21 protein-coding genes are annotated in these 20023 nt (G+C 68.8%); 3 read left to right on the forward strand and 18 right to left on the reverse strand.

What is annotated here, in order from left to right; genetic code table 11:
- Positions 1–59: 59 nt before the first annotated feature.
- Positions 60–1274 carry a polyhydroxyalkanoate depolymerase gene (locus tag AC3WLF_RS20305; protein WP_492318814.1) on the reverse strand — a complete coding sequence of 405 codons (1215 nt, stop codon included), beginning with the start codon at positions 1272–1274 and terminating at the stop codon, positions 60–62.
- Between the two features lie 250 nt (positions 1275–1524).
- On the opposite strand from AC3WLF_RS20305, the gene AC3WLF_RS20310 reads away from it, so the two are divergent.
- Positions 1525–2178, forward strand: coding sequence for a glutathione S-transferase family protein (locus AC3WLF_RS20310; RefSeq protein WP_018311213.1), 654 nt, complete (start codon positions 1525–1527; stop codon positions 2176–2178).
- 33 nt (positions 2179–2211) lie between these two features.
- Here the strand turns inward: AC3WLF_RS20310 and AC3WLF_RS20315 are convergent, their stop codons facing one another.
- Both AC3WLF_RS20315 and ubiD read right to left on the reverse strand, forming a co-directional pair.
- Positions 2212–4236 (reverse strand): acetoacetate--CoA ligase, encoded by a 2025-nt coding sequence (locus AC3WLF_RS20315; protein WP_492358737.1) that lies wholly within the window; start codon positions 4234–4236, stop codon positions 2212–2214.
- A gap of 131 nt (positions 4237–4367) precedes the next feature.
- Positions 4368–5897: a 4-hydroxy-3-polyprenylbenzoate decarboxylase gene (ubiD, locus tag AC3WLF_RS20320; RefSeq protein WP_456804338.1), complete on the reverse strand. Its 1530-nt coding sequence runs from the start codon at positions 5895–5897 to the stop codon at positions 4368–4370.
- 648 nt (positions 5898–6545) lie between these two features.
- On the opposite strand from ubiD, the gene AC3WLF_RS20325 reads away from it, so the two are divergent.
- A complete protein-coding gene (locus AC3WLF_RS20325) occupies positions 6546–7604 on the forward strand; it encodes a lytic transglycosylase domain-containing protein (RefSeq protein ID WP_492318812.1) in 1059 nt (352 codons plus the stop codon).
- Between the two features lie 80 nt (positions 7605–7684).
- Here the strand turns inward: AC3WLF_RS20325 and AC3WLF_RS20330 are convergent, their stop codons facing one another.
- The 7 genes from AC3WLF_RS20330 to AC3WLF_RS20360 form a co-directional block, all read right to left on the reverse strand.
- The gene (locus AC3WLF_RS20330) at positions 7685–8866 is read right to left on the reverse strand and encodes a pyridoxal phosphate-dependent aminotransferase (protein WP_492318811.1); all 1182 of its coding nucleotides are present in this window, start codon (positions 8864–8866) and stop codon (positions 7685–7687) included.
- 146 nt (positions 8867–9012) lie between these two features.
- Complete coding sequence (nusB, locus tag AC3WLF_RS20335; protein WP_492358738.1) at positions 9013–9531, reverse strand: transcription antitermination factor NusB; 519 nt, start codon at positions 9529–9531, stop codon at positions 9013–9015.
- A complete protein-coding gene (ribH, locus tag AC3WLF_RS20340; RefSeq protein ID WP_010813763.1) occupies positions 9524–10024 on the reverse strand; it encodes a 6,7-dimethyl-8-ribityllumazine synthase in 501 nt (166 codons plus the stop codon). The genes nusB and ribH overlap by 8 nt, the downstream gene beginning before the upstream one ends.
- Positions 10025–10097: 73 nt before the next feature.
- On the reverse strand, positions 10098–11207 hold the full coding sequence (gene ribBA / locus AC3WLF_RS20345; protein ID WP_010813762.1) for a bifunctional 3,4-dihydroxy-2-butanone-4-phosphate synthase/GTP cyclohydrolase II: 1110 nt from the start codon (positions 11205–11207) through the stop codon (positions 10098–10100).
- 294 nt (positions 11208–11501) lie between these two features.
- Complete coding sequence (locus tag AC3WLF_RS20350; RefSeq protein ID WP_010813761.1) at positions 11502–11747, reverse strand: hypothetical protein; 246 nt, start codon at positions 11745–11747, stop codon at positions 11502–11504.
- Positions 11744–12337: a hypothetical protein gene (locus AC3WLF_RS20355; protein WP_492356404.1), complete on the reverse strand. Its 594-nt coding sequence runs from the start codon at positions 12335–12337 to the stop codon at positions 11744–11746. Before AC3WLF_RS20355 ends, AC3WLF_RS20350 begins: the two co-directional genes overlap by 4 nt.
- 13 nt (positions 12338–12350) lie before the next feature.
- Positions 12351–12647, reverse strand: a complete 297-nt coding sequence (locus AC3WLF_RS20360; protein WP_010813759.1) for a hypothetical protein — start codon at positions 12645–12647, stop codon at positions 12351–12353.
- Positions 12648–13117: 470 nt separating this feature from the next.
- Here AC3WLF_RS20360 and AC3WLF_RS20365 point away from each other — a divergent pair, with 470 nt between their 5' ends.
- Positions 13118–13360 carry a hypothetical protein gene (locus AC3WLF_RS20365; protein ID WP_492318807.1) on the forward strand — a complete coding sequence of 81 codons (243 nt, stop codon included), beginning with the start codon at positions 13118–13120 and terminating at the stop codon, positions 13358–13360.
- A 9-nt stretch (positions 13361–13369) separates the two neighbouring features.
- Here AC3WLF_RS20365 and AC3WLF_RS20370 read toward each other — a convergent pair whose 3' ends face one another.
- The 8 genes from AC3WLF_RS20370 to AC3WLF_RS20405 all read right to left on the reverse strand — a co-directional run bounded on the left by AC3WLF_RS20370 (position 13370) and on the right by AC3WLF_RS20405 (position 19979).
- Positions 13370–13990: a riboflavin synthase gene (locus AC3WLF_RS20370; RefSeq protein WP_010813757.1), complete on the reverse strand. Its 621-nt coding sequence runs from the start codon at positions 13988–13990 to the stop codon at positions 13370–13372.
- Positions 13991–14050: 60 nt separating this feature from the next.
- Complete coding sequence (ribD, locus tag AC3WLF_RS20375) at positions 14051–15166, reverse strand: bifunctional diaminohydroxyphosphoribosylaminopyrimidine deaminase/5-amino-6-(5-phosphoribosylamino)uracil reductase RibD (RefSeq protein ID WP_492356405.1); 1116 nt, start codon at positions 15164–15166, stop codon at positions 14051–14053.
- 52 nt (positions 15167–15218) lie between these two features.
- Positions 15219–15767 carry a GspH/FimT family pseudopilin gene (locus AC3WLF_RS20380; protein WP_492318805.1) on the reverse strand — a complete coding sequence of 183 codons (549 nt, stop codon included), beginning with the start codon at positions 15765–15767 and terminating at the stop codon, positions 15219–15221.
- 7 nt (positions 15768–15774) lie between these two features.
- On the reverse strand, positions 15775–16233 hold the full coding sequence (locus AC3WLF_RS20385; protein ID WP_492318804.1) for a type IV pilin protein: 459 nt from the start codon (positions 16231–16233) through the stop codon (positions 15775–15777).
- The gene (locus AC3WLF_RS20390) at positions 16230–17753 is read right to left on the reverse strand and encodes a pilus assembly protein (RefSeq protein ID WP_492318803.1); all 1524 of its coding nucleotides are present in this window, start codon (positions 17751–17753) and stop codon (positions 16230–16232) included. Before AC3WLF_RS20390 ends, AC3WLF_RS20385 begins: the two co-directional genes overlap by 4 nt.
- 323 nt (positions 17754–18076) lie before the next feature.
- Positions 18077–18682 (reverse strand): pilus assembly protein, encoded by a 606-nt coding sequence (locus AC3WLF_RS20395; protein WP_492358739.1) that lies wholly within the window; start codon positions 18680–18682, stop codon positions 18077–18079.
- A complete protein-coding gene (locus AC3WLF_RS20400; RefSeq protein ID WP_492358740.1) occupies positions 18676–19590 on the reverse strand; it encodes a PilW family protein in 915 nt (304 codons plus the stop codon). Before AC3WLF_RS20400 ends, AC3WLF_RS20395 begins: the two co-directional genes overlap by 7 nt.
- Positions 19587–19979 (reverse strand): type IV pilus modification PilV family protein, encoded by a 393-nt coding sequence (locus AC3WLF_RS20405; RefSeq protein ID WP_492351398.1) that lies wholly within the window; start codon positions 19977–19979, stop codon positions 19587–19589. The genes AC3WLF_RS20400 and AC3WLF_RS20405 overlap by 4 nt, the downstream gene beginning before the upstream one ends.
- Between the last annotated feature and the right edge of the window lie 44 nt (positions 19980–20023).

Raw genomic sequence — 20023 nt, forward strand, 5'->3', positions numbered from 1 at the left:
GCCGTTCGCGTGCCGCCCGGCGCAGCTGCCATGATAAGCCAGGCCAGCGCGCTGCCGTCCTAGCTGCTGGTGTAGATGGTGTTGCGCACCAGCGGATACACCTGCGTCTCCCACCGCCTGCCGTTGAACACGCCATAGTGCCCGACCCCGGTCTGCACATGATGCATGCGCATGTAGGGGCGCAGGCTGGCGCACAAGTCTTGCGCCGCCACGGTCTGGCCGATGGCGCAAATATCGTCGCGTTCGCCCTCCACGGTGAGCAGGGCGGTGCGGTGGATGGCGTGCGTGCGGACACGGCGTCCGCTCACGTCAAGCAGGCCCTGGGCCAGCAGGAAGCGCTGGAATACCAGGCTGACGGTTTCCAGGTAGAACTCCGCGGTCAGGTCCATGGTGGCGAAGTACTCGATGTAGAAGTCGCGGATGGCATCGGCCTTGTCGTGCTCGCCGCGCTCGCGCAGGGCGTAGAGCTCGCGCAGCGCCTGTTCGTGCCGCTCCGGGTTCATGCTCATGAAGGCCAGCAGCTGCACATGGCCCGGGTAGACGCGCCGCATCGCGCCGGCAAAGCGCAGCGGCACCATGCCGATCAGGGTGCGCTCGAACCATTCGAGGGATTGGCTCATGGCCAGCGCGTTGACCTTGGTCGGGTTGACGCGCGCGTCGATGGGGCCGGCCATCAGCGTCAGGCTGGGCGGCTGGGCGGGGTCCCCGTCCTCGGCCATGAGTGCCGCTGCCGCCAGCGCCGCCACGGTAGGCTGGCAAATCGCCACCAGATGCGTGCCGCCGCCCAGCGTCTGCAGGAAGCCGATCAGGTGCTGCACGAATTCGTCGAAACCGAAGCGCCCGGCCAGCAGCGGAATGTCGCGGGGGTTGTGCCAGTCGGTGAGATAGACGTCGTGGTCGGCCAGCATGGTCTGGACCGTGCCGCGCAGCAGCGTGGCGAAGTGGCCGGACATCGGCGCCACCAGCAGCACGCGCGGCTGGCCGACGATGCCGTGGCGGCGGAAGTGCAGCAGCGAGCAGAACGGCGTGCGCGCGACGACTTCCTCGGTGACCGGCACCGGCTGGCCGCCGACGGTAGCGTGGTCGATGCCGAAGGCCGGCCGGTGGTGCGTGAGCCGCACCAGCGCGATGAGCTCGCAGGCGGCACGCAGGCGGGGCACCGCGTCGAAACCACCGGACCTGGGATTTGCCGCCAGCGTCGCGGCAGCCAGCTCCGCCAGCGTGCAGGCCGGCAGTATCATGTCCGCGTAGATCTGGTAGGCGTGGTACAGCATGGCTCGGTCCCCGCTATTCTGGCTCTTGCAAGCCGCAATATGCATGCCATCAGTTTATGCCTGGCACGCGCCTTGCGCTTTGTGCTGTGAGCGGGCGGACCATGCCGCGCAAGTAGCGAGGCATGCGCCTGGCGCATGGGCATGACGCCGCTTCGCGGCGCGTTGCGCGCAGCGGCTTCAGACTGGTGCCTGCCGGATGCACTGCATAGGTGCGCGGCCACGGGCGGCAACAAGCAGTAAAGGAGGCGCGATGTCCAAGACCACACTCACCATCAGCAGCAAGACCTATTCCTCATGGTCGCTGCGCGGCTGGCTGCTGGCGCGCTTTGCCGGCCTGGAATTCGAAGAAGTGCTGGTGCCGCCGGACGACGCCGCGGCGCGTGCGGAAATCCTGCTGCTGTCCCCGTCGATCCTGGTGCCGTGCCTGCGCCACCACGGCGTGACGGTGTGGGACACGCTGGCAATCGCCGAATACCTGAATGAAATCCACCCCAAGGCTGGCCTGCTGCCGGAAGACCGCGCCGCGCGTGCCCACTGCCGCGCCATCTGCGGCGAGATGCATTCCGGGTTTGCCGCGATGCGTTCGGCGCTGCCGATGAACCTGAAGGGGCATTTCCCCGGGATGAAGGTATGGTCGCGTGCGCAGGCGGACATCGATCGCATCACGGCGATCTGGACCGAATGCCTGACGCGCTATGGCGGGCCGTACCTGTTCGGCACGCGCACCATGGCCGACGCCATGTACGCGCCGGTGGTGACGCGCTTTGTCACCTATGGCGTGATGCTCGATCCCGTGCCGGTTGCCTACTGCAAGCAGATCCTGTCGATGCCGGAACTGCAGGAGTGGATCGCGGCGGCGCGCGAGGAACCCGACGAAATCAGCGAGCTGGATGTGGAGTTCTGATGTCCTCGCTGGCAACCGCCGCGTCCGCCGGCGCTACGCCGTGGCGGAGTCGGCCTGCCGTGCTTTCAGGAAGCGTGCGGCGTAGTCGAAGTACCAGTCGAGCGTGTCCGGGTTGGCCATCGCATCGCGGTTGGCGATGCCCTGCGGCGCATGGCCGAGCAGCAGCTTCTTGATCGGCACCTCCATCTTCTTGCCCGACAGCGTGCGCGGCACGCCGGGCACCTGCACGATCTCGTTGGGCACGTGGCGCGAGGACAGCGCGTCGCGGATGCGCGCGCGCAGGGTGTCGCGCAGCGCATCATCCAGCACCAGGCCTTCGCGCAGCACCACGAACAGCGGCATATAGGATTCGCGGCCCAGGTATTCCAGGTCGACCACCATGCTGTCGAGCACCTCCGGCAGGTCTTCCACCACGCGGTACAGCTCGCTGGTGCCCATGCGGATGCCGTGGCGGTTGATGGTGGCGTCCGAGCGCCCGTAGATCACAGCGCCGCCGCGCTTTGTGATCTTGATCCAGTCGCCATGCCGCCAGACGCCGGGATAGGTGTCGAAATAGCTGTCGCGATAGCGCTTGCCGTCGGTGTCGCCCCACAGGTAGAGCGGCATCGACGGCATCGGCTCGGTGCAGACCAGTTCGCCCACCGCGTCGAGCAGCGGCTGGCCGTGGTCGTCGAAGGCCTCCACCCTGGCGCCCAGGCAGCGGCACTGCATCTCGCCGGAATAGACCGGCAGCAGCGGGCAGCCGGCGACGAACGAGCCGGCAAAGTCGGTGCCGCCCGACATCGGCACCAGCCAGATGTCTTCGCGCACATGGCGGTAGATCCAGTCGTAGGCCTCGACCGGCAGCGGCGAGCCGGTCGAGCCGAGCCCGCGCAGGCGCGACACGTCGGCGATGCGCGCCGGCTCGATGCCGGCCTTCATGCAGTTGGTGAAGAAGGCCGCGCCGGCGCCGAACAGGGTCACGCCGGCATCGTCGACGAAGCGCCACAGCACGCCGGCATCCGGAAAAGCCGGGTTGCCGTCATACAGCGCGATGGTGGTGCCCAGCAGCAGCCCGGCCACCTGCGCGTTCCACATGATCCAGCCGCTGCTGCTGTACCAGTGGAAGACATCGTCCGGGCCCAGGTTGTTATGGAAGGCCATCAGCTTGAGCTGCTCGATGACGATGCCGCCATGACCATGCACGATCGGCTTGGGCATGCCGGTGGTGCCGGACGAATAGACGATCCAGAGCGGGTGGTCGAACGGCACCGGCTCGATCGCCAGCGGCACGTCGTGCGCCAGCACCTCCTGCCAGGCATGGGTGCGCACGCCGGCGGGCGGCGCCGCATTGCTGCCGACCTGTGGCACGAGCACGAGATCGGTCAGCGAGGGCAGGGTGGCGACCAGGTCTGCCACCACCGGGGCGCGGTCGTAGACCTTGCCGCCATAGCGGTAGCCATCGACGGCTATCAGCACCTTGGGCTCGATCTGGCGGAAGCGGTCGATCACTGCCACCTGGCCCATGTCGGGCGCGCAGCCCGACCACACCGCGCCGAGGCTGGCGGTGGCGAGGAAGGCGACGATGGTGGCGGGGATATTGGGCAGGTAGCCGGCGACACGGTCACCGCGCTGCACACCCATCTGGCGCAGCGCATGCGCCAGCGACGCGACCTGGGCTTCGAGGGTGGCCCAGCTCACTTCGGCCAGCGGCTGCGCTTCGCCGGCATAACGGATCGCGGCGCGCTGGCGGGCGGTGCCGGTGCCGGCATGGCGGAATACCTGCTGCACGTAGTTCAGCGTCGCGCCTTCGAACCAGCGCGCGCCCGGCATGGTGTGGCGGTCCAGCACCTGCGTGGCGGGCGTGTCGAAATGCACGTCGAAATACGCGCGCACGGCATCCCAGAAGGCTTCCAGCTCGGTGACTGACCACTGCCACAGGCTGTCGTAGTCGTCAAAGGCCTGGCTGCGCTCGGCGCGCAGCCAGCCCATGAAGGCGGCGATCTGGCTGCTGTCGCGGAACGCCTCGGACGGCGTCCACATCAGGTTGCCTTCGGTGAGCGGGGCGGCGGTCGTCATGTCTCCTCCTTGCGCCCGTCTGTCGCGGGCATGGGATGGTGCGATGGTCGTTCCGGGGGCGCTTGGGGCGACACCCGGCATCAGCCTGACATGATAACGGGGGACGGGCGCGGTTGCCCGTCAGCGGTTCATCAGCGGTTGGCGGGGCGCTCGAACAGCGTTTCCCACATGGTGTCGACCTTTGCCTTGACGGCCGCATCCATTGAGATCGGCGTGCCCCATTCCCGCGTGGTCTCGCCCGGCCACTTGTCGGTCGCGTCGATGCCCATCTTGGAGCCCAGGCCCGACACCGGCGAGGCGAAGTCCAGGTAATCGATCGGCGTGTTGTCGACCAGCACCGTGTCGCGGCTGGGGTCGACCCGGGTGGTGATGGCCCAGATCACTTCCTTCCAGTCGCGCACGTCGACATCGTCATCGACCACCACGATGAACTTCGTATACATGAACTGCCGCAGGAAGCTCCACACGCCGAACATCACGCGCTTGGCATGGCCGGCGTACTGCTTCTTCATGCGCACCAGCGCCATGCGGTAGCTGCAGCCCTCGGGCGGCAGGTAGAAGTCGGTGATCTCCGGGAACTGCTTCTGCAGCAGCGGCACGAACACCTCGTTCAGCGCCACGCCCAGCACGGCGGGCTCGTCGGGCGGCTTGCCGGTGTAGGTGGAGTGGTAGATCGGGTCGCGCCGCATGGTGATGCGGTCGATGGTGAACACCGGGAACCAGTCCTGCTCGTTGTAATAGCCGGTGTGGTCGCCGAACGGGCCTTCCAGCGCATGCTGGTAGCCGGACGGGTGGTTCGGGTCGGGCTGGATATGGCCTTCGAGCACGATCTCGGCAGAAGCCGGCACGCTCAGCTCGGACAGCGTCGGCGTGAGGCAGCCGGCCAGCGCGGTGCGGCTGCCGCGCAGCAGGCCGGCGAACTGGTACTCGGACAGCGTATCGGGCACCGGCGTCACCGCGCCCAGGATGGTGGCGGGGTCGGCGCCCAGCGCCACCGCGATCGGGAAGGGCTTGCCGGGATTGGCCAGCGCATGCTCGCGGAAATCCAGCGCGCCGCCGCGGTGCGCGAGCCAGCGCATGATGACCTGGTTGCGGCCGATCACCTGCTGGCGGTAGATGCCCAGGTTCTGGCGCTTCTTGTGCGGGCCCTTGGTCACCACCAGGCCCCAGGTGATCAGCGGCGCGGCGTCGCCCGGCCAGCAGGTCTGGATCGGCAGGCGCGCCAGGTCGACGTCGTTGCCTTCCCACACCACCTCCTGGCAGGCCGGGCTGCTGACGCGCTTTGGTGCCATGTCCCACACAGATTTGGCCAGCGTGAACAGCTTGCCGGCCTCGCGCAGGCCGCGCGGCGGTTCCGGTTCCTTCAGTGCCGACAAGACCCGGCCGATGTCGCGCAGGTCCTCCATCGATTCGGCGCCCATGCCAAGTGCGACTCTGTGTGTCGTGCCGAACAGATTGGCCAGCACGGGGACGCTATAGATACCTCCATCGGTGCTGGCTCCGGAAGGTTTCTCAAAAAGGACCGCGGGGCCTCCGGCGCGCAGCAGCCGGTCGCAGACTTCGGTCATTTCCAGGTTGGGCGCGACCGGCCGGGCGATGCGCCGCAGCTCGCCCATGCCTTCGAGTTGGCCGATGAAGTCGCGCAAGTCTTTGTATTGCATAGTGAATTCTGTTGTGGTGCGGGGCTGGGGGAAAGCCTCTGCAAGGCGGCGTCGAAGTCGGTGACGATACACATTCACCGGCGCCGCGGCAAAAAAATCATCAAAATCAAGCCACGCAAATTGTAAGTTTTTTGTCGCTGACAGCGTACTTTTCCGGGCGACCAGCCAAGGCCACGCCTGCGTTTGCGGGCAATCGGGTGATCCGATGGCGACATGGCAACCATTGTTACAAATAACTGTAAGTAGTAGAAATCGAAATTATTATTCTTGACGGGATATAACACCGTTCCTACAATCCGGTCTTGCTCCATGGAGTGTTGCGTCGCAACATGGATTTTCCCCCTGTGTCAAGGGGTGTACATAAAGAAAATGTGCCAGAAAGTCCCTCCAGCAAGGACCGATGTATGGACCCGAAGCAAAGCGGGCCGACCGGTCGCCTCCGGCGACTTGCCGGAGCGTAGTGAGTTTAGTCGTGGCAGGGTGCGCTCCCCCAGAGCGTAGCCTGTTTCCAGTTGGGCGCACGGGGAGCGCCTGCCAACAGATGCTTGGTCGTCACTGCTGGACGGCGCGGCATCCTTACTTGAGTACGTTGAGATCGGGCGCGTGCCGCAGTCGGGCGCGCGAAGCGGGCAACGGATGGAGGTAAGCATGAGCGGTTGGAAAACCCTTCATCTTCCCGGCATCGGGCGGGCCTTGCAGGTCCGTCTCCGACAGCCGGTACCCGGAGTGAGTCGGGCATTGCAGGTCCGTCTTGCGCATCCGGTCGCGGGCCGCGCGTTGCGCGGTGGCCGCACAACGCTGAAGTACGCCCTGAACAGCCTGGGCGTGGTCGCGGTCGTTTCGGCCGTGTCGCTGTCGCTGAGCCAGGAATGGCGCACCACGCTGGCCGCGCTGCTGGCGGGTGACGAAGCGCCCGCGGTGCTGGTTGGCGCCGCCATGCCGGCCGCGCCTGCCGTGGCCAGCACTGCCGTGCCGCCGCATTCGGCGGACGTCGCCGCGGCCAAGCTTGCCTTTGGCAAGGCCGGCCTGCCGACGGTGTCGGGCGTGGACGAATGGAGCCTGGCGGCATCCGCCAAGGTGCCGTCGGTCGCGCACCTCGCCGCGCGGATCCCGGTCACGCGCGTGGCGCAAGACGCCCGCAGCACCGCCACGCTGGGCAGCGCGCGCGAGCAGGCGGCCGTGGCCGACTATATCGCCCGCAAGTACCGCGTGGCGGCGCAGGCCACCGCGCAGCTGGTGAAGGCGGCCTACCTGACCGGCCGCGAGGTCGGCATCGACCCGCTGCTGATCCTGGGCGTGATCGCGATCGAGTCCAGCTTCAACCCGTACGCTGAAAGCGGCGTGGGAGCGCAGGGCCTGATGCAGGTCATGACCAAGGTCCACCAGGACAAGTACGAGGCCGTAGGCGGCGTTGCCGCGGCACTGAACCCGTACGCCAATATCAAGATCGGCGCGCTGGTGCTCAAGGACTGCATCGCCCGCGCCGGCTCGATCGAAGGCGGCCTGAAGTATTACGTCGGTGCCACCACGGCTACCGATGGCGGCTACGGCGCCAAGGTGCTGGCCGAGCGTGCCCGCCTGCGCCAGCTGCTGGGCGTGCGCAACGCGCCCGCCAACGCCGACAAGCCGGTCGAGGTCAAGGCCCCGGCCGAGCAGCTGGCCCCGACCGAGAAGCTGGAAGCGAACAACGGTCCGCACAACGCCTGAGCTCGGAACGGTACCGCCAATCAGAAAAGCACCCCGCGGGGTGCTTTTCTTTTGCCTGCTTCAGCCGCGGCAGAGGCCGGTCAGCGGAACAGCTTGCCGAGGCGCGCCATCGCCTCCTCGATATTCTCGCGCGAGGTCGCGTACGAGATCCGGATGTAGTCCTTCGCCGTATGCGGGCCGAAATCCTGCCCCGGCACCATGACCACGCCCGCATCGTGCAGCATTGCCTGCGTCAGCCGGTCGGCATCGCCGGCGGCGGGGTGATTGACGCCGCGGCAGTCCGCGTAGACATAGAAGGCGCCGTCCGGGCGCACCGGCACGCGCAGGCCAAGGGCCTCCAGCGCTGGCACGATCAGGTCGCGGCGGCGGCGGAACTCGGCCTTGCGTTCGTCGTAGATCGCCAGGGCCTCGGGGGTAAAGCAGGCCAGCGCAGCGTACTGCGCCACGGCCGACGCGCAGATGAACAGGTTCTGCGCGACCTTCTCGAAGGCTTCCACCAGCGCCTCCGGCACCACCAGCCAGCCCAGGCGCCAGCCCGTCATGTTGAAGTACTTGGAGAAGCTGTTCACCGTGACCACGTTCTCGTCCAGGCTCAGTGCCGAGACCGGCGGCGCGTCATAGGACAGGCCCTGGTAGATCTCGTCGAGGATGGCAAAGCCGTTGCGCGCGCGCACGGCCTGCAGGATGCGGGCGAGCTCGTCGGGCAGGATCGAGGTGCCGGTGGGGTTGGAGGGCGATGCCAGCAGCACGCCGCGGGTCTGCTCGCCCCAGTTAGCCTCGACCTGCGCGGCGGTCAGCTGGAAGCGCTCGGCCGGGCCGCTCGGGATCATGCGCGCGGCGCCGTCGAAGGCGGCGACGAAGTGCCGGTTACAGGGGTAGCTGGGGTCGGGCATCAGCACCTCGGCGCCGATCTCGACCAGCACCGCGCACGCCAGCAGCAGCGCGCCCGAGGCGCCGGCCGTGACGATCACGCGCCGGGCCGGGATATCCAGCCCGTAGGCCGTCTTGTAATAGCCCGCGATGGCCTCGCGCAGCGGATGGATGCCGAGCGCACCGGTGTACTGCGTCACGCCGCGGCGCATGGCGGCTTCGGCTGCGCGCACCACCGGCTCGGCGGCGGTGAAATCCGGCTCGCCGATGCCCATGTGCACAATGTGGCGTCCGGCGCGCTCCAGCGCGGCGGCCTGCTTGGCCAGCTCCATCACGTGGAAGGCGTCGATATTGGCGAGGCGGGAGGCGGTGGCCAGGCGCTGCATGTCCATGGTGGTCCGGGAAGGGCCTGGGGCCCGTTCAGCAAGAGGGTAGGTAGGAATGAAAACACCCGCCGGGGCGGGTGCCGTCCTCATCACTGCCGGCGCAAGCCAGCCGTGATGGCGTGGGCCGGCCCGCGGGCGGCTCAGTTGGCAACTCAGCGGCGCGCCGCGACCTCGGCCGCGCGCACCTGGGCGGCAAGCTTGTCCAGCACGCCGTTGACGTACTTGTAGCCTTCGACGCCGCCAAAGGTCTTGGTCAGCTCGACGGCTTCGTTGATCACGACCTTGTACGGGATGTCGAGGCAGTGCACCAGCTCATAGCTGCCGACCAGCAGGGCGGCACGCTCCACCGGCGACAGTTCTTCGACCTTGCGGTCCAGGAACGGCTCGAAGGCGGCGGTCAGGCGGGCTTCCTCGCGTACGGCGCCGTTGAGGAGCGCGTCGAAGTGCTCGCGGTCGGCCTTGTTGAAGCCTTGCGCATCATGCAGGTGAGCCTGGATCGCCCCGATGTCATTGCGGTTCAGCAGCCACTGGTACAGCCCTTGCAGCGCCAGCTCGCGCGAGCGGCGGCGCGCGCTCTTGGGCGGTGCCTTGGCCTCGGTGCGGGCTGCGACGGGCTTGCCGCCGGCTGCCTTGACGCCGTCGTTGTCGGGGGTGTTCGACGTATCACTCATCGTCGTCCTCGTCTTCATCTTCCTGGCCGCGCAGCGAATCGAGCGCGGCGACCAGGTTGGCCATCTCCACCGCGGCGCGGGCGCAGTCGCGGCCCTTCTCGCGGGTGCGGGCGTGGGCCTGCTCGTCGGTATCCACGGTCAGGATGCCATTGGCGATCGGCACATTGAAGTCCAGGCCGACGCGGGTGATGCCGGCGCCCGACTCGTTCGAGACCAGCTCGAAGTGGTAGGTCTCGCCGCGCACCACGGCGCCCAGGGCGACCAGGGCGTCGAACTGGCCGCTCTCGCACATCTTCTGCAGCGCCAGCGGGATTTCCAGCGCGCCGGGGACGGTCACCACCAGGGTGTCTTCGCCCTCGACGCCGAGCTTTTCCAGCTCGGCCACGCAGGCTTCGAGCAGTTCGGCGCAGACCGGCTCGTTGAAGCGGGCCTGCACGATGCCGATACGCAGGCCTTCACCGTCGAGGTTGCTGGGGTAGAAGCCGTGATCCATTGTTCAGTTCTCCAGTTTTCGGGGGCGGCAACGGCGCTGGTGCGCGCTGCCGGGGTGTCCGGGTGGCGCAGGCTCAGTCGGCCTGGCCGTTCATGGGTTGGTAGCCGGTGACTTCAAGGTCGAACCCGGTCATGCTGGGCATGCGCTGCGGCGACGCCAGCACGCGCATCCTGCCCACGCCCACGTCCTTCAGGATCTGCGCGCCCATGCCGTAGGTGCGCAGGTCCGGCTTGCGGCGCGGGCGCGACTGCGGCGCGTCCAGCGCGCTGAACTGCGTGAACAGCTGGTCGGCCGAGTCGCCACAGTTAAGCAGCACGATCACGCCGCTGTCGGCCTCGGCGATGGCTTTCATTGCCGCCGGAATGCTCCAGGAATGCGTGGTGCACTTCACTTCCAGCAGGTCCAGCACCGAGAAGGGCTCATGCACGCGCACCAGCGTTTCCTGGTCCGGCGCGGGCGAACCCTTGACCAGCGCCAGGTGCGCCTGGCCGGTGGGCTTGTCGCGGTAGGCGATGCTGTGGAAGGTGCCGTAGGGGGTCTGCATGGCGCGCTCGCCCACACGCTCGATAATGCTCTCGGTGCGGCTGCGGTAGTGGATCAGGTCGGCAATGGTGCCGATCTTCAGGTCATGTTCCTGCGCGAACTCGATCAGGTCCGGCAGGCGCGCCATGGTGCCGTCGTCCTTCATGATCTCGCAGATCACAGCCGCCGGCGTCAGGCCTGCCAGCGCGCCCAGGTCGCAGCCGGCCTCGGTATGGCCGGCGCGGATCAGCACGCCGCCGGGCTGGGCCGTCAACGGGAAGATATGGCCGGGCTGGACCAGGTCGGCCGGCCTGGCGTCGCGGGCGACGGCTGCCTGCACGGTGCGTGCGCGGTCGGCGGCGGAAATGCCGGTGGTCACGCCCTCGGCAGCCTCGATCGACACGGTGAAGTTGGTGCCGTGCTGGGTGCCGTTGCGGCTGACCATCGGGTGCAGGTCCAGCTGGCGGCAGCGCTCGGCGGTCAGGGTCAGGCAGATCAGCCCGCGGCCGTGCTTGGCCATGAAGTTGATCGCTTCCGGTGTGACGAAATCGGCAGCCAGCACCAGGTCGCCTTCATTTTCGCGGTCTTCCTCATCGACGAGGATGACCATGCGGCCGGCGCGGATGTCGGCAATGATGTCTTCGGTACGGGCGATTTTCATGGCGTGCTGAACGGCAAATTGGGGCGAATCGAGCGAAAAACCGGCGAATAGCTGGGGCAGGAAACATGGCCGCGGTTGAAAGCGGCCGGACTGAGGCGGGGCGTCGGGCCGGGCCGGCCAGGCCATATACGCCCGGCAGGTTGCCCAGTCAAGCCGGGTATTGTACGCCAAGGCAGGCAAGGCGTGAGGCGACGGCGCCGGAAAGTACGGCGCCTGCCTGAAGCGGGTGGGGAGCGCGGTGCTGCATGGGCCGCCCCGTTGCCGGCAGGGTGCCGGCGCCTGGCCCGGCCGGGGCTATGCGGCGGCGGCCAGCGCGGTGCGGTCGTGGCCTGCGGCACGCAGCCGCGAGGTCCTGGCGATGCGCGCCCTGGCCGCGCGGGTCGCGTCAGCCAGCGCGAGCTCGCGCGTGAGGAAGCCGGCGTTGGGTTTGGTGAACCTGGCATGCGCATCCAGCGCATAGGTCCATTCCCACTTGCCGAAAGTGACCTCGGCCAGTGTCACGACAACGTGGCAATGCTGATAGAAAAAACTCTCGCTCATGCTTGTTTCCTGTGTGGGACAGCGCGCTGGCCATGGCCTGCAAGCCATGCGGGCCAGTGGCGGTCTGTCAGCCAGCCGCGCAGGGGCAGCCGGCCATCCTGTGGGTCGATGGCGGCGGCGCCGGCATCCTGGGCGATCTCGCAGAGCCGCCCCTTTGCGTGCGGGTCGCATGCGCAGATCATCATCAGCTGGCCTGCGGTCATTTGTCGCTTCTGCCGCCTCAGGCCGGCGCGCATGATGCCGGCGCCGATCACGCTGCCCAGCCACCGGCCGACCACGGCGCCCAGCGCCATGCCGCCGAGGTAGGCCATGAAGCCCGTGGCCGCGTTGACCGGCGTGCCGTAGCGGAACACGATCCAGGCCACCAGCAGCGCGCCGGCGGCCATGCCGGCCGCCGCGACTTCATTGCGATAGGTGATCTGCGCCGCGTCGGGCGCGGGCAGGCCTTCGGCCGGCTGGTTGTCGCGCTGGAAGAACCATGGCCCGTCGATGCGTGCGGGAGTCGCGGCCAGCTCGCCAAGCTGCGCGTGCGCGTGCCTTGCCGCGGCAATGTCGTTCAGCCGGAAATACAACAGGGTGAGCATGGTCATGCCTCGCTTGGTGTCAGGTCCATTTGCCGCTGGACCACGGAAAGCCTGCGAAGCGCCGGGCGCCTGGGCGCCGGAATGTCTTCGCCAGGGGGGAGGACGGCGGCTGCAGCCGCGGCCATCCGTTGCCCACGGCCTGGTCCCAGTCGATCAGCAGCGTGGCGGCACGGTGCAGGTGGGTCGCGGCCAGGCGCACAAAGCCCAGGCGCGCGCGCATCGGCGCAGTGGGATGCCGGTCACGCAGCAGGCGCGTGGCCGGAAGTCGCTGATACAGGATTCTGGCGGTGGGATCGGGCACAGTGAGTTCCTTCATGGGTGCCGGGCAGCAATCCGGCCGGCAGTTGAAAGCAACGGCGGGAGCGCCAGCTCGCGGACGAGCGCGCGGCGCGGCGGGCAGGGGAGCATGAAGGTCCAGGTGGTCCCCGTGAGTGACTTCAGCAGTCACCGGTGCTAGACGTTGTCGAGGGGGGAGGCCCGGGAACGAGTGGCGAGCGCCTGTGGGCATACATGGACTGCAAGCGCTGCTCAACCATTCTAGGCTTCGGGCGCTGCAGGCACCAGCTGACTTACAACAAAGCTGCCAGGCCCCGCGCGGCGCACCTCCCAGGGGGCCGGCGGTGCAAGCAAATTGCCACAGGAGGGGTTTGTCAGCGTATGCTCGCGACCAAAGGGGGGCACGCCCCGCCCTGAATGCCGCCGCGCTGGCAAGCGGCGGCCCGGACTTCAAATCAGGGCGCCGGCCCGATCGCGCCCGCGGACTTTGCACTACAAAGGGAGACAACCATGTCGAGGCAGATCAAGCACAAGGCCGAACTGCGTGCCCTGGTACGCGCCGAGCAATCGAAGTTCGCCGCTTGCGAGGGCGCCTGCTTTGGCGACGTGGTCTGGCACGCGCCGGACGCCGGCGGCTGCAACTGGAGCCTGTCCACGATGGAAGGCGGCAACAGCAGCGCCTGCGTGGAAGCGCTGCGCCCCTTCACCGACAAGCTGCGCGAGGCCTATAACGTGCCCGACGAGGGCAGGTAGCCCGCGCTATTACGCGGGGGCCTGCGCGGTCGACAGCATCCGCTCCACATAGCGGGCGATCAGGTCGATCTCCAGGTTCACGCGCGCGCCCGGCTTCAGTTCCTGCAGCGTGGTGACTTCCACGGTGTGGGGGATCAGGTTGATGGAGAACACGCAGCCGTCGGCTTCGTCATTGACGCGGTTGACGGTCAGCGACACGCCGTTGACCACGACCGAGCCCTTGTAGGCCAGGTAGCGCGCCAGCTCGCGCGGGGCGCGGATGCGCAGTTCATGCGATTCGCCCACCGGCGCGAAGTGCACGACTTCGCCCAGGCCGTCGACGTGCCCGGACACCAGGTGGCCGCCCAGGCGGTCGGCCAGGCGCAGTGCCTTTTCCAGGTTGACGCGGCCGGTGCTCTCCAGCCCCACGGTCTTGTCCAGCGACTCGCGCGAGACCTCGACGTCGAAACTGTCGGGCGCCATGGCGATCACGGTCATGCAGGCGCCCTGGATGGCAATGCTGTCGCCGATGATGACGTCCGACAGGTCCAGCCCGCCCGCGGCGATATGCAGGCGCACGCCGGCATCGGCGGCGCCCAGCGGGGTTACGGAATCAATGCGGCCGACTGCCGCGACAATGCCTGTAAACATGGTGGTGTCTTCTGCTTTGGGTATTTGGAATCTGGATACGCGGTGCCGGTGGGTGGCGCGCTACGCGTCGTTGCGCCGGGCAATCAGGCGCAGGTCGTCGCCGATCTGCCGGATCTCATGCCAGCGGAACTGCGCGGCGTCCTGCAGCCGCGCCAGCGGCGGCAGGTTGAACATGCCCTGGGCATCGCCCAGCAGCTTGGGTGCGAGGTAGATCAGCAGCTCGTCGGCGCAATGCTCGCGCACCAGCGAACCGTTGAGCTTGAAGCCGGCTTCCACGTGCAGCTCATTGATGCCGCGCCGGCCGAGTTCTTCCAGCATGCGGCGCAACTCGACCTTGCCGTGCGGGTTGGGCAGGACCACGACTTCGGCGCCGCGGCCTTCCAGTGCGCGCTGGCGTTCCCGGTCCTCCACCGCGCAGAACACCAGCACCGGCTTGGCGAACTCGCCGGTGTCCGGCGTCAGGATCTGCGCGTCCAGCGGGACCTCCAGCCGCGAATCGACCAGCACCCGCTGGGGCTGGCGCGGCGTGGCGATGGCCCGCACCGTCAGCGCGGGGTTGTCGTCGCGCACGGTGCCGATCCCGGTCAGGATCGCGCACGCACGTGCGCGCCAGGCATGGCCGTCGTCGCGCGCGGCCTGGCCGGTGATCCACTGGCTGGTGCCGTCATGCAGCGCGGTGCCGCCATCCATCGATGCCGCCACCTTGACGCGCACCCACGGCAGCCCGCGCGTCATGCGCGAGACGAAGCCGATATTCAGGTCGCGCGCTTCCTTCTCCAGCAGGCCGCAGCGCACGTCGACGCCGGCCTCGCGCAACCGCTGCAGGCCGCGCCCGGATACCGACGGGTTGGGATCTTCCATGGCCGCCACCACGCGCGCCACGCCCGCGCGCACCAGCGCTTCGGCGCACGGCGGCGTGCGTCCGAAATGGCTGCACGGCTCCAGCGTGACATAGGCGGTGGAGCCGGCCGGGTCCAGCCCGCGCGCCAGCGCGTCCTTCATCGCCTGGATCTCGGCATGGTCCTGCCCGGCCGGCTGGGTGAACCCCTGGCCGATGACCTGGCCATCCTTGACGAGCACGCAGCCGACGCGCGGGTTGGGCGTGGTGATGAACATGCCCCGCGCGGCGAGCGCGAGGGCCTGTTCCATGGCGGCGTGGTCGGTATCGGAAAACATTCGGCGGTTGCGTTTGCCTTGGCGCAGCGATCTGGAATACAGGGCTGCCGGGTTATGGTGGTCCGGAGGACTCCGTCGCATCGCAGTCAGCGTCGCGGCCGGGGGTGCAGAGTCGGATACGTCCCTGCGCGCCCAGCCTGACTTGCCGCTGCTCGCCACGGCAGCCGAGCGTGAAAGTGGCGGCCTGGAAACCGCCCTGCTCAGAACGAGAGTATCCCACAGGCAGGAATTTCAGCACATTCGTGCCGCGGGCGGTCTGGCGCAGCGTCACCCACAGGCAGGGCATGGCCGGTTCGACCACGGCCAGCACCGCGCGGCGCTCCGGGTCGCCGTCTGCCGCGACCAGTTGCCAGCCAGGGCCCAGCGTGGCCTCGCCCGGCAGCGGCTGCAGCGTCACCTCGAGGCGGCGCGCCAGTGCGGTGGCCCGCGCCAGCGCCAGCGATGCCGCCAGCCGGTCGGCCGCCAGTGTGACCTGCTGCCGGGCGAGCAGGCCGCTGAACACCGGATAGGATGCCGCCGCCAGCAGTGCCAGGATGGCCAGGCCGGCGAGCAGTTCGGCCAGGGTCAGGCCATGGTTGCGGCGGGGTGCGTGGCTGTTCATCGCGCCTTCAGCAATGGGACGGAAGCGGCCGTGGCACGGCTTCACCTTCGGGCAGCGTCAGCCACTGTCCGGTGCTGCGCAGGATCAGCACGCCGCACTCCGGATCTGGCCGCTGCGGCACGGCACGCAATTCAACACAGGTATCCAGGCCGGCCTGCGGGCATGCCGCGGCTGTCACGACATGACGCACGGTGCCGGTGTCCGGTACGGGAAGTGGCCATTCCCCGGCGGCCACTCCGGCACCGGGTTCGGCGGCAAACGTCATGGCGCCGACGGCATGGCGTTCCAGTTGCAGCATTCCCTCGGTCAGCGCGGTACGCGCCTGCGCCCGCCATCCCCGCATCAGGTGGCCGTGCCAAGCGGGCACGGCGACGGCCGCGAGGATGGCGAGGACGGCCAGCGCAACCGCAAGCTCGACCAGGCTGAACCCGGCCCGGGGCCGGGAGGCAGGCGCCGCGGCAGTCATGGCAAATCCTCCCGTGCCGGTCCGACGAGCTCGCGCCAGCGCAGGCGCCCGGTGCGCCGGCTGGCCATGGTTTGCGACACCCGCGTGACCGAGTTGCCATCGACAGCCCACAGCGACAGCTCATAAGCCTGGTGCGCGGTGCGGCCCGGCTGCACCGGTGCGGCGGGCAATTCGGCAGCGGTCACGAACACGCTGGCGCCTGGAGGCAGCAACTGGCCGGTGGCCACGTGCAGGCGTTCGCCGGTTCCGCTCTGGCTGACCGATTCCCCGGTTGCCGCCAGCACCAGGTAGCTGCGTTGCGCGCCATCGGGCGTGCGCGTCACGAACAGCAGATGGCCGGGGAAGACCGGCTGGACCTCCACCACCTGTTCGCCGGCATGGGGCAGGGTCAGATGCCAGCCGGCATCACCGGCGCCGGCAGGCTGCGCGCGCAGGATGTGCCCGCCATCTGCGGCCTGCGCCGCGACTTCCACCAACGGGCCCGCCGTGGCGGCGCGCGTGGACGACAGGTCGGGCACCGCTGCAAGTTCGTTGCCCGCGCCATAGACCACGACCGGCGCAGTCGGCGATCCGAGCAGCACGGGCGCTTCGGGCATGAGCGGTTGCGCCGACGCCTGCATCCGGTGGAGGCATGACACCGCGGGCGCACCGCCCGGCTGGGGCGCCTCCGTGAGGGGGAAGCGCCATAGCTGGCCGGCATCGTCCGTCGCATAGGCAGCGCGTGCCGTGCCTGTCATGTCAGACAGCACGCTGGCCGCCACCAGGTTGCCGGTTGCCGGCCAGCCCAGGCAGTCGTGCTCCGGCAATGGCAAGGTGCGGACGGCGTACTGCCCGGCCCATGCCGCGCCGGCAGGCTTGTCCAATGGCAGCAGCGCAAGGCCGGAGCGGGCTGCCTCCGACTTGTCATGGGTCGCGGCAGCCAGCGTCACGACTGCGTACCAGCGCAATCCGTCCTGGCCGGGAATGCCGGCGGCACGCACCGGGCCGCGCGCTGATAGTGGCAATGTGTCCGCGGCGGCGATCTCCCACAGCAATGCAAAGGGCATCGGACCGTCGGGATCCGAGATGTCTAGCGCGAATGCCGCAGCGGGGTTGCCGGTCCTGGCGCTGCCAGGGATGCCGCACAGCAAGACCGTGCGCCACTCGCCATGGATCGTCACATCCTGCGCTTCGGGGCGAGGGCAGGGCGGGGGCGCCAGCGGCGCGTCGTTCGCCGGCGTGGCGGCGGCATGGGGCAACAGCACGCCGGGCAGATAGGCGGCGCGCTCCTCGCCGGTCACGGCGTCGAACCCGTGCAGCAGGCCGTCGTTGGTGCCCAGCCAGACGACATGCGGGCGCAGGCTGTAGCGCGTGCGAAAGCCGGCGTGCCCGGGTTTGCCAGGCGCCCAGGCCGGAGGCGCCACCACCCGCACGCGCGCGCCTGCGGCATTGCCGAGTCGCGTGTCGCGCTGGCGCAGGGCCGCCTCGGTGCGGTCGCCGCGCAGCCATTCGAGGTGAGCGCGGTCAAGGCGGCCAAGCATGTCGGCGCTATCCGTATTCCGGAAGGCGGCATCGATGGCATCCCATTGCAGCGCGATGACGCGCTGCGGCGGCGCTGACGACGTGAATATGCGACGCGATCCGACAGGCCGATGGTCGAGGCTTGCGCCGGCCTCCCATAGATAAGGCGACAGCACTGGCGCCGGTCCTTGCCAGCCGACAGCGAACAAGCGCCCGGTCCATGGATATGCGCCGGCCGCGGTCCGGTAAGCCAGGGGCAGCCGGCCTGTTTCGGATCCGGTGGCGGCGGACGCTGGTGCAATGGCGATGGCCAGGCAGGCGAGGGCAAAGGCAACGAGGCGATTCACGGCTGGATCACGCTCTGTATCACGGCACGTGTCGCACGGCTGCGGCCGAAGCCGATGGCCGTGATCCGGATCCGTGGTGCCGGTGTGGTAGCGGAAGGGACATCCGGAGCGCTGTAGCCGGACGGTGGCTCTTCCAGAATCTCGGCGACATACCGCGGCAGTTCGCGCGTGCCGGCGGCACCCGCGGGCAGCACCGGCAGCGTCGCACCGGTGAAGCGGCCGAATGGCACGCCGACGGTGTCCGCGCTGGTGTCGGCCAGCAGCCAGGGCTGCCACACGGGCGGGCCGGTCACCGCTGGCCGGCACACGCCAGCCTGTTGGCCGCTGCCGCAGTGTCCCGGTGCCGGCCAGATGCCAAGCCGGCCCATCATGTCTTGCGATATGGCGGCCGCAAGCAGGTCCGACTCGGCATCAAGCAACGCGACCTCGGCGGCCCGGAATGCGATTTCGCGTTCGAGCTGCATGACGGCAAGTTGCCGCGCGGACAGCAGCATGTGCAGCGTGCCGGCAGCGGTCAGCACTATCAGCAGCAGCATCGTGGCGCAGAGCAGCAGCGTGACGGCGCCTGCATTGTGGCGACGTGGAAGGCGGCGGGCTAGCACAGCGTCTCCTGGCAGCGTGGCGCATTGCGCAGCCGCACCGTGGTGGCGAAGACGCGGCGGGCGGTGCTGGCCTGCGACGGCGGCACCGGCGCCAGATCGCCGGCGGCGGTGCCGGGTGCTGGCAACGGGTCGTCGCCTTTGCCCGGGCTTGCCGCCGCCGAACCCGGGCGCTCGCCGCGCACGGCAATGGCAATCTGCACGGCCACCACGCGATGCCAGGCGGATTCATCCAGCGAGTGGATCGCGGATGCCGTCTCGAAGCGGTCGGCCCGGCCGTCGCGGTCCGTATCCAGGCCGTAGCGCACTTGCAGTGATTCAACGCCGCGGACCAGCGCGCCGGAGGTCCAGCCAGTGCCGTCGATCACGCCACCGCGGCGTGCCGGGTAGCGGCACAGCAGTTGCGGCACGCCATCGCTGCCCGCCGCGACATAGATCAGGTTGGCTGCGACGTAGCCACTGCGCGCGTCAGCACTGGCCACGCGCGCGGCGACGGCGTAGCCGCTGCAGTCGGTCATGGTTTCATCGGGCTGCGACGGCGCCGCCGGCAGGCCGCTGCCGCTGAAGCGGACCAGCAGCGCATCGCTGCGGCCGACGCCGGCCCTGCCGCAGGACGGCACCGCACCGATGGCAGGCTGGCCGCAGTCGTCGGCGCCGCTGACGGCCGGTGGCGCAGGGTAGGAGGTGGCGGAAAGGGGCTCGCCCGGCCAGCCGGACTGGCGCAGCAGCGCGGCGATGATCGTCAGGGCGCGCTGGCCGCGTTCTTCGAGCAGGATGCGGTCGGTGGCGGTGAGGTAGGCGGTACGAGTGGCATGGAATGCCGCAACGGCTGCCGCGGTGACGATCAGGCCGAGTATCATTCCGACCAGCAGCTCGACCAGCGAGAATGCCCTGGATGCGTCCCGCCTCATGGCTGCCTCCACAACGCGATCGCGGGTATGCCGGCCTGCCCGCCAAGCCATCCTGCCATGATCAGTGGCGAATCTTCCGGGCACGGAAACGCCGGGTTGTTCCCGCACCGGCTCGACCAGAGGTCTGGTCGCCCGCTTTGCAGTGCCGGCTGCGCTGTATCCAGCTCTGCTATCTCCACGGCAAGGCGGGCGGACCGGGCCAGCGCGTCGAGTTCGCGCAGCTGGGCCAGCGCCTTCGGCGCCAGCCCCATCATTGGCATCAGCCCGGCACCAAGGACGATCAGCGCGCACAGCGTTTCATGCAGCGCGAATCCCGCGGGGCGGCCGGCGCAGCGCGGTCTGCGGCGCGGGCGGGCAGGTTGATGTGCTGGCTTGCGAAGATCCGGCATGGGCGGTCACCGAGACTGGCAGGGACCGTCAGACTAGCTGTCGC

The sequence above is a fragment of the Cupriavidus sp. FW306-01-F10A genome (genome assembly GCF_058782785.1).

Coding starts and splice junctions, on each gene's coding strand:
- ribBA (WP_010813762.1), bottom strand. CDS start 11,207: ATGAAAATCGCCCGTACCGAAGACATCATTGCCGACATCCGCGCCGGC.
- AC3WLF_RS20360 (WP_010813759.1), bottom strand. CDS start 12,647: ATGAAGGAACTCACTGTGCCCGATCCCACCGCCAGAATCCTGTATCAG.
- AC3WLF_RS20365 (WP_492318807.1), top strand. CDS start 13,118: ATGTCGAGGCAGATCAAGCACAAGGCCGAACTGCGTGCCCTGGTACGC.
- AC3WLF_RS20330 (WP_492318811.1), bottom strand. CDS start 8,866: ATGGACATGCAGCGCCTGGCCACCGCCTCCCGCCTCGCCAATATCGAC.
- ribD (WP_492356405.1), bottom strand. CDS start 15,166: ATGTTTTCCGATACCGACCACGCCGCCATGGAACAGGCCCTCGCGCTC.
- AC3WLF_RS20380 (WP_492318805.1), bottom strand. CDS start 15,767: ATGAACAGCCACGCACCCCGCCGCAACCATGGCCTGACCCTGGCCGAA.
- AC3WLF_RS20305 (WP_492318814.1), bottom strand. CDS start 1,274: ATGCTGTACCACGCCTACCAGATCTACGCGGACATGATACTGCCGGCC.
- AC3WLF_RS20325 (WP_492318812.1), top strand. CDS start 6,546: ATGAGCGGTTGGAAAACCCTTCATCTTCCCGGCATCGGGCGGGCCTTG.
- AC3WLF_RS20315 (WP_492358737.1), bottom strand. CDS start 4,236: ATGACGACCGCCGCCCCGCTCACCGAAGGCAACCTGATGTGGACGCCG.
- AC3WLF_RS20400 (WP_492358740.1), bottom strand. CDS start 19,590: ATGAGGCGGGACGCATCCAGGGCATTCTCGCTGGTCGAGCTGCTGGTC.
- AC3WLF_RS20350 (WP_010813761.1), bottom strand. CDS start 11,747: ATGAGCGAGAGTTTTTTCTATCAGCATTGCCACGTTGTCGTGACACTG.
- AC3WLF_RS20385 (WP_492318804.1), bottom strand. CDS start 16,233: ATGACTGCCGCGGCGCCTGCCTCCCGGCCCCGGGCCGGGTTCAGCCTG.
- AC3WLF_RS20310 (WP_018311213.1), top strand. CDS start 1,525: ATGTCCAAGACCACACTCACCATCAGCAGCAAGACCTATTCCTCATGG.
- AC3WLF_RS20405 (WP_492351398.1), bottom strand. CDS start 19,979: ATGCCGGATCTTCGCAAGCCAGCACATCAACCTGCCCGCCCGCGCCGC.
- ribH (WP_010813763.1), bottom strand. CDS start 10,024: ATGGATCACGGCTTCTACCCCAGCAACCTCGACGGTGAAGGCCTGCGT.
- AC3WLF_RS20390 (WP_492318803.1), bottom strand. CDS start 17,753: ATGCTTGGCCGCCTTGACCGCGCTCACCTCGAATGGCTGCGCGGCGAC.
- AC3WLF_RS20355 (WP_492356404.1), bottom strand. CDS start 12,337: ATGACCATGCTCACCCTGTTGTATTTCCGGCTGAACGACATTGCCGCG.
- ubiD (WP_456804338.1), bottom strand. CDS start 5,897: ATGCAATACAAAGACTTGCGCGACTTCATCGGCCAACTCGAAGGCATG.
- nusB (WP_492358738.1), bottom strand. CDS start 9,531: ATGAGTGATACGTCGAACACCCCCGACAACGACGGCGTCAAGGCAGCC.
- AC3WLF_RS20370 (WP_010813757.1), bottom strand. CDS start 13,990: ATGTTTACAGGCATTGTCGCGGCAGTCGGCCGCATTGATTCCGTAACC.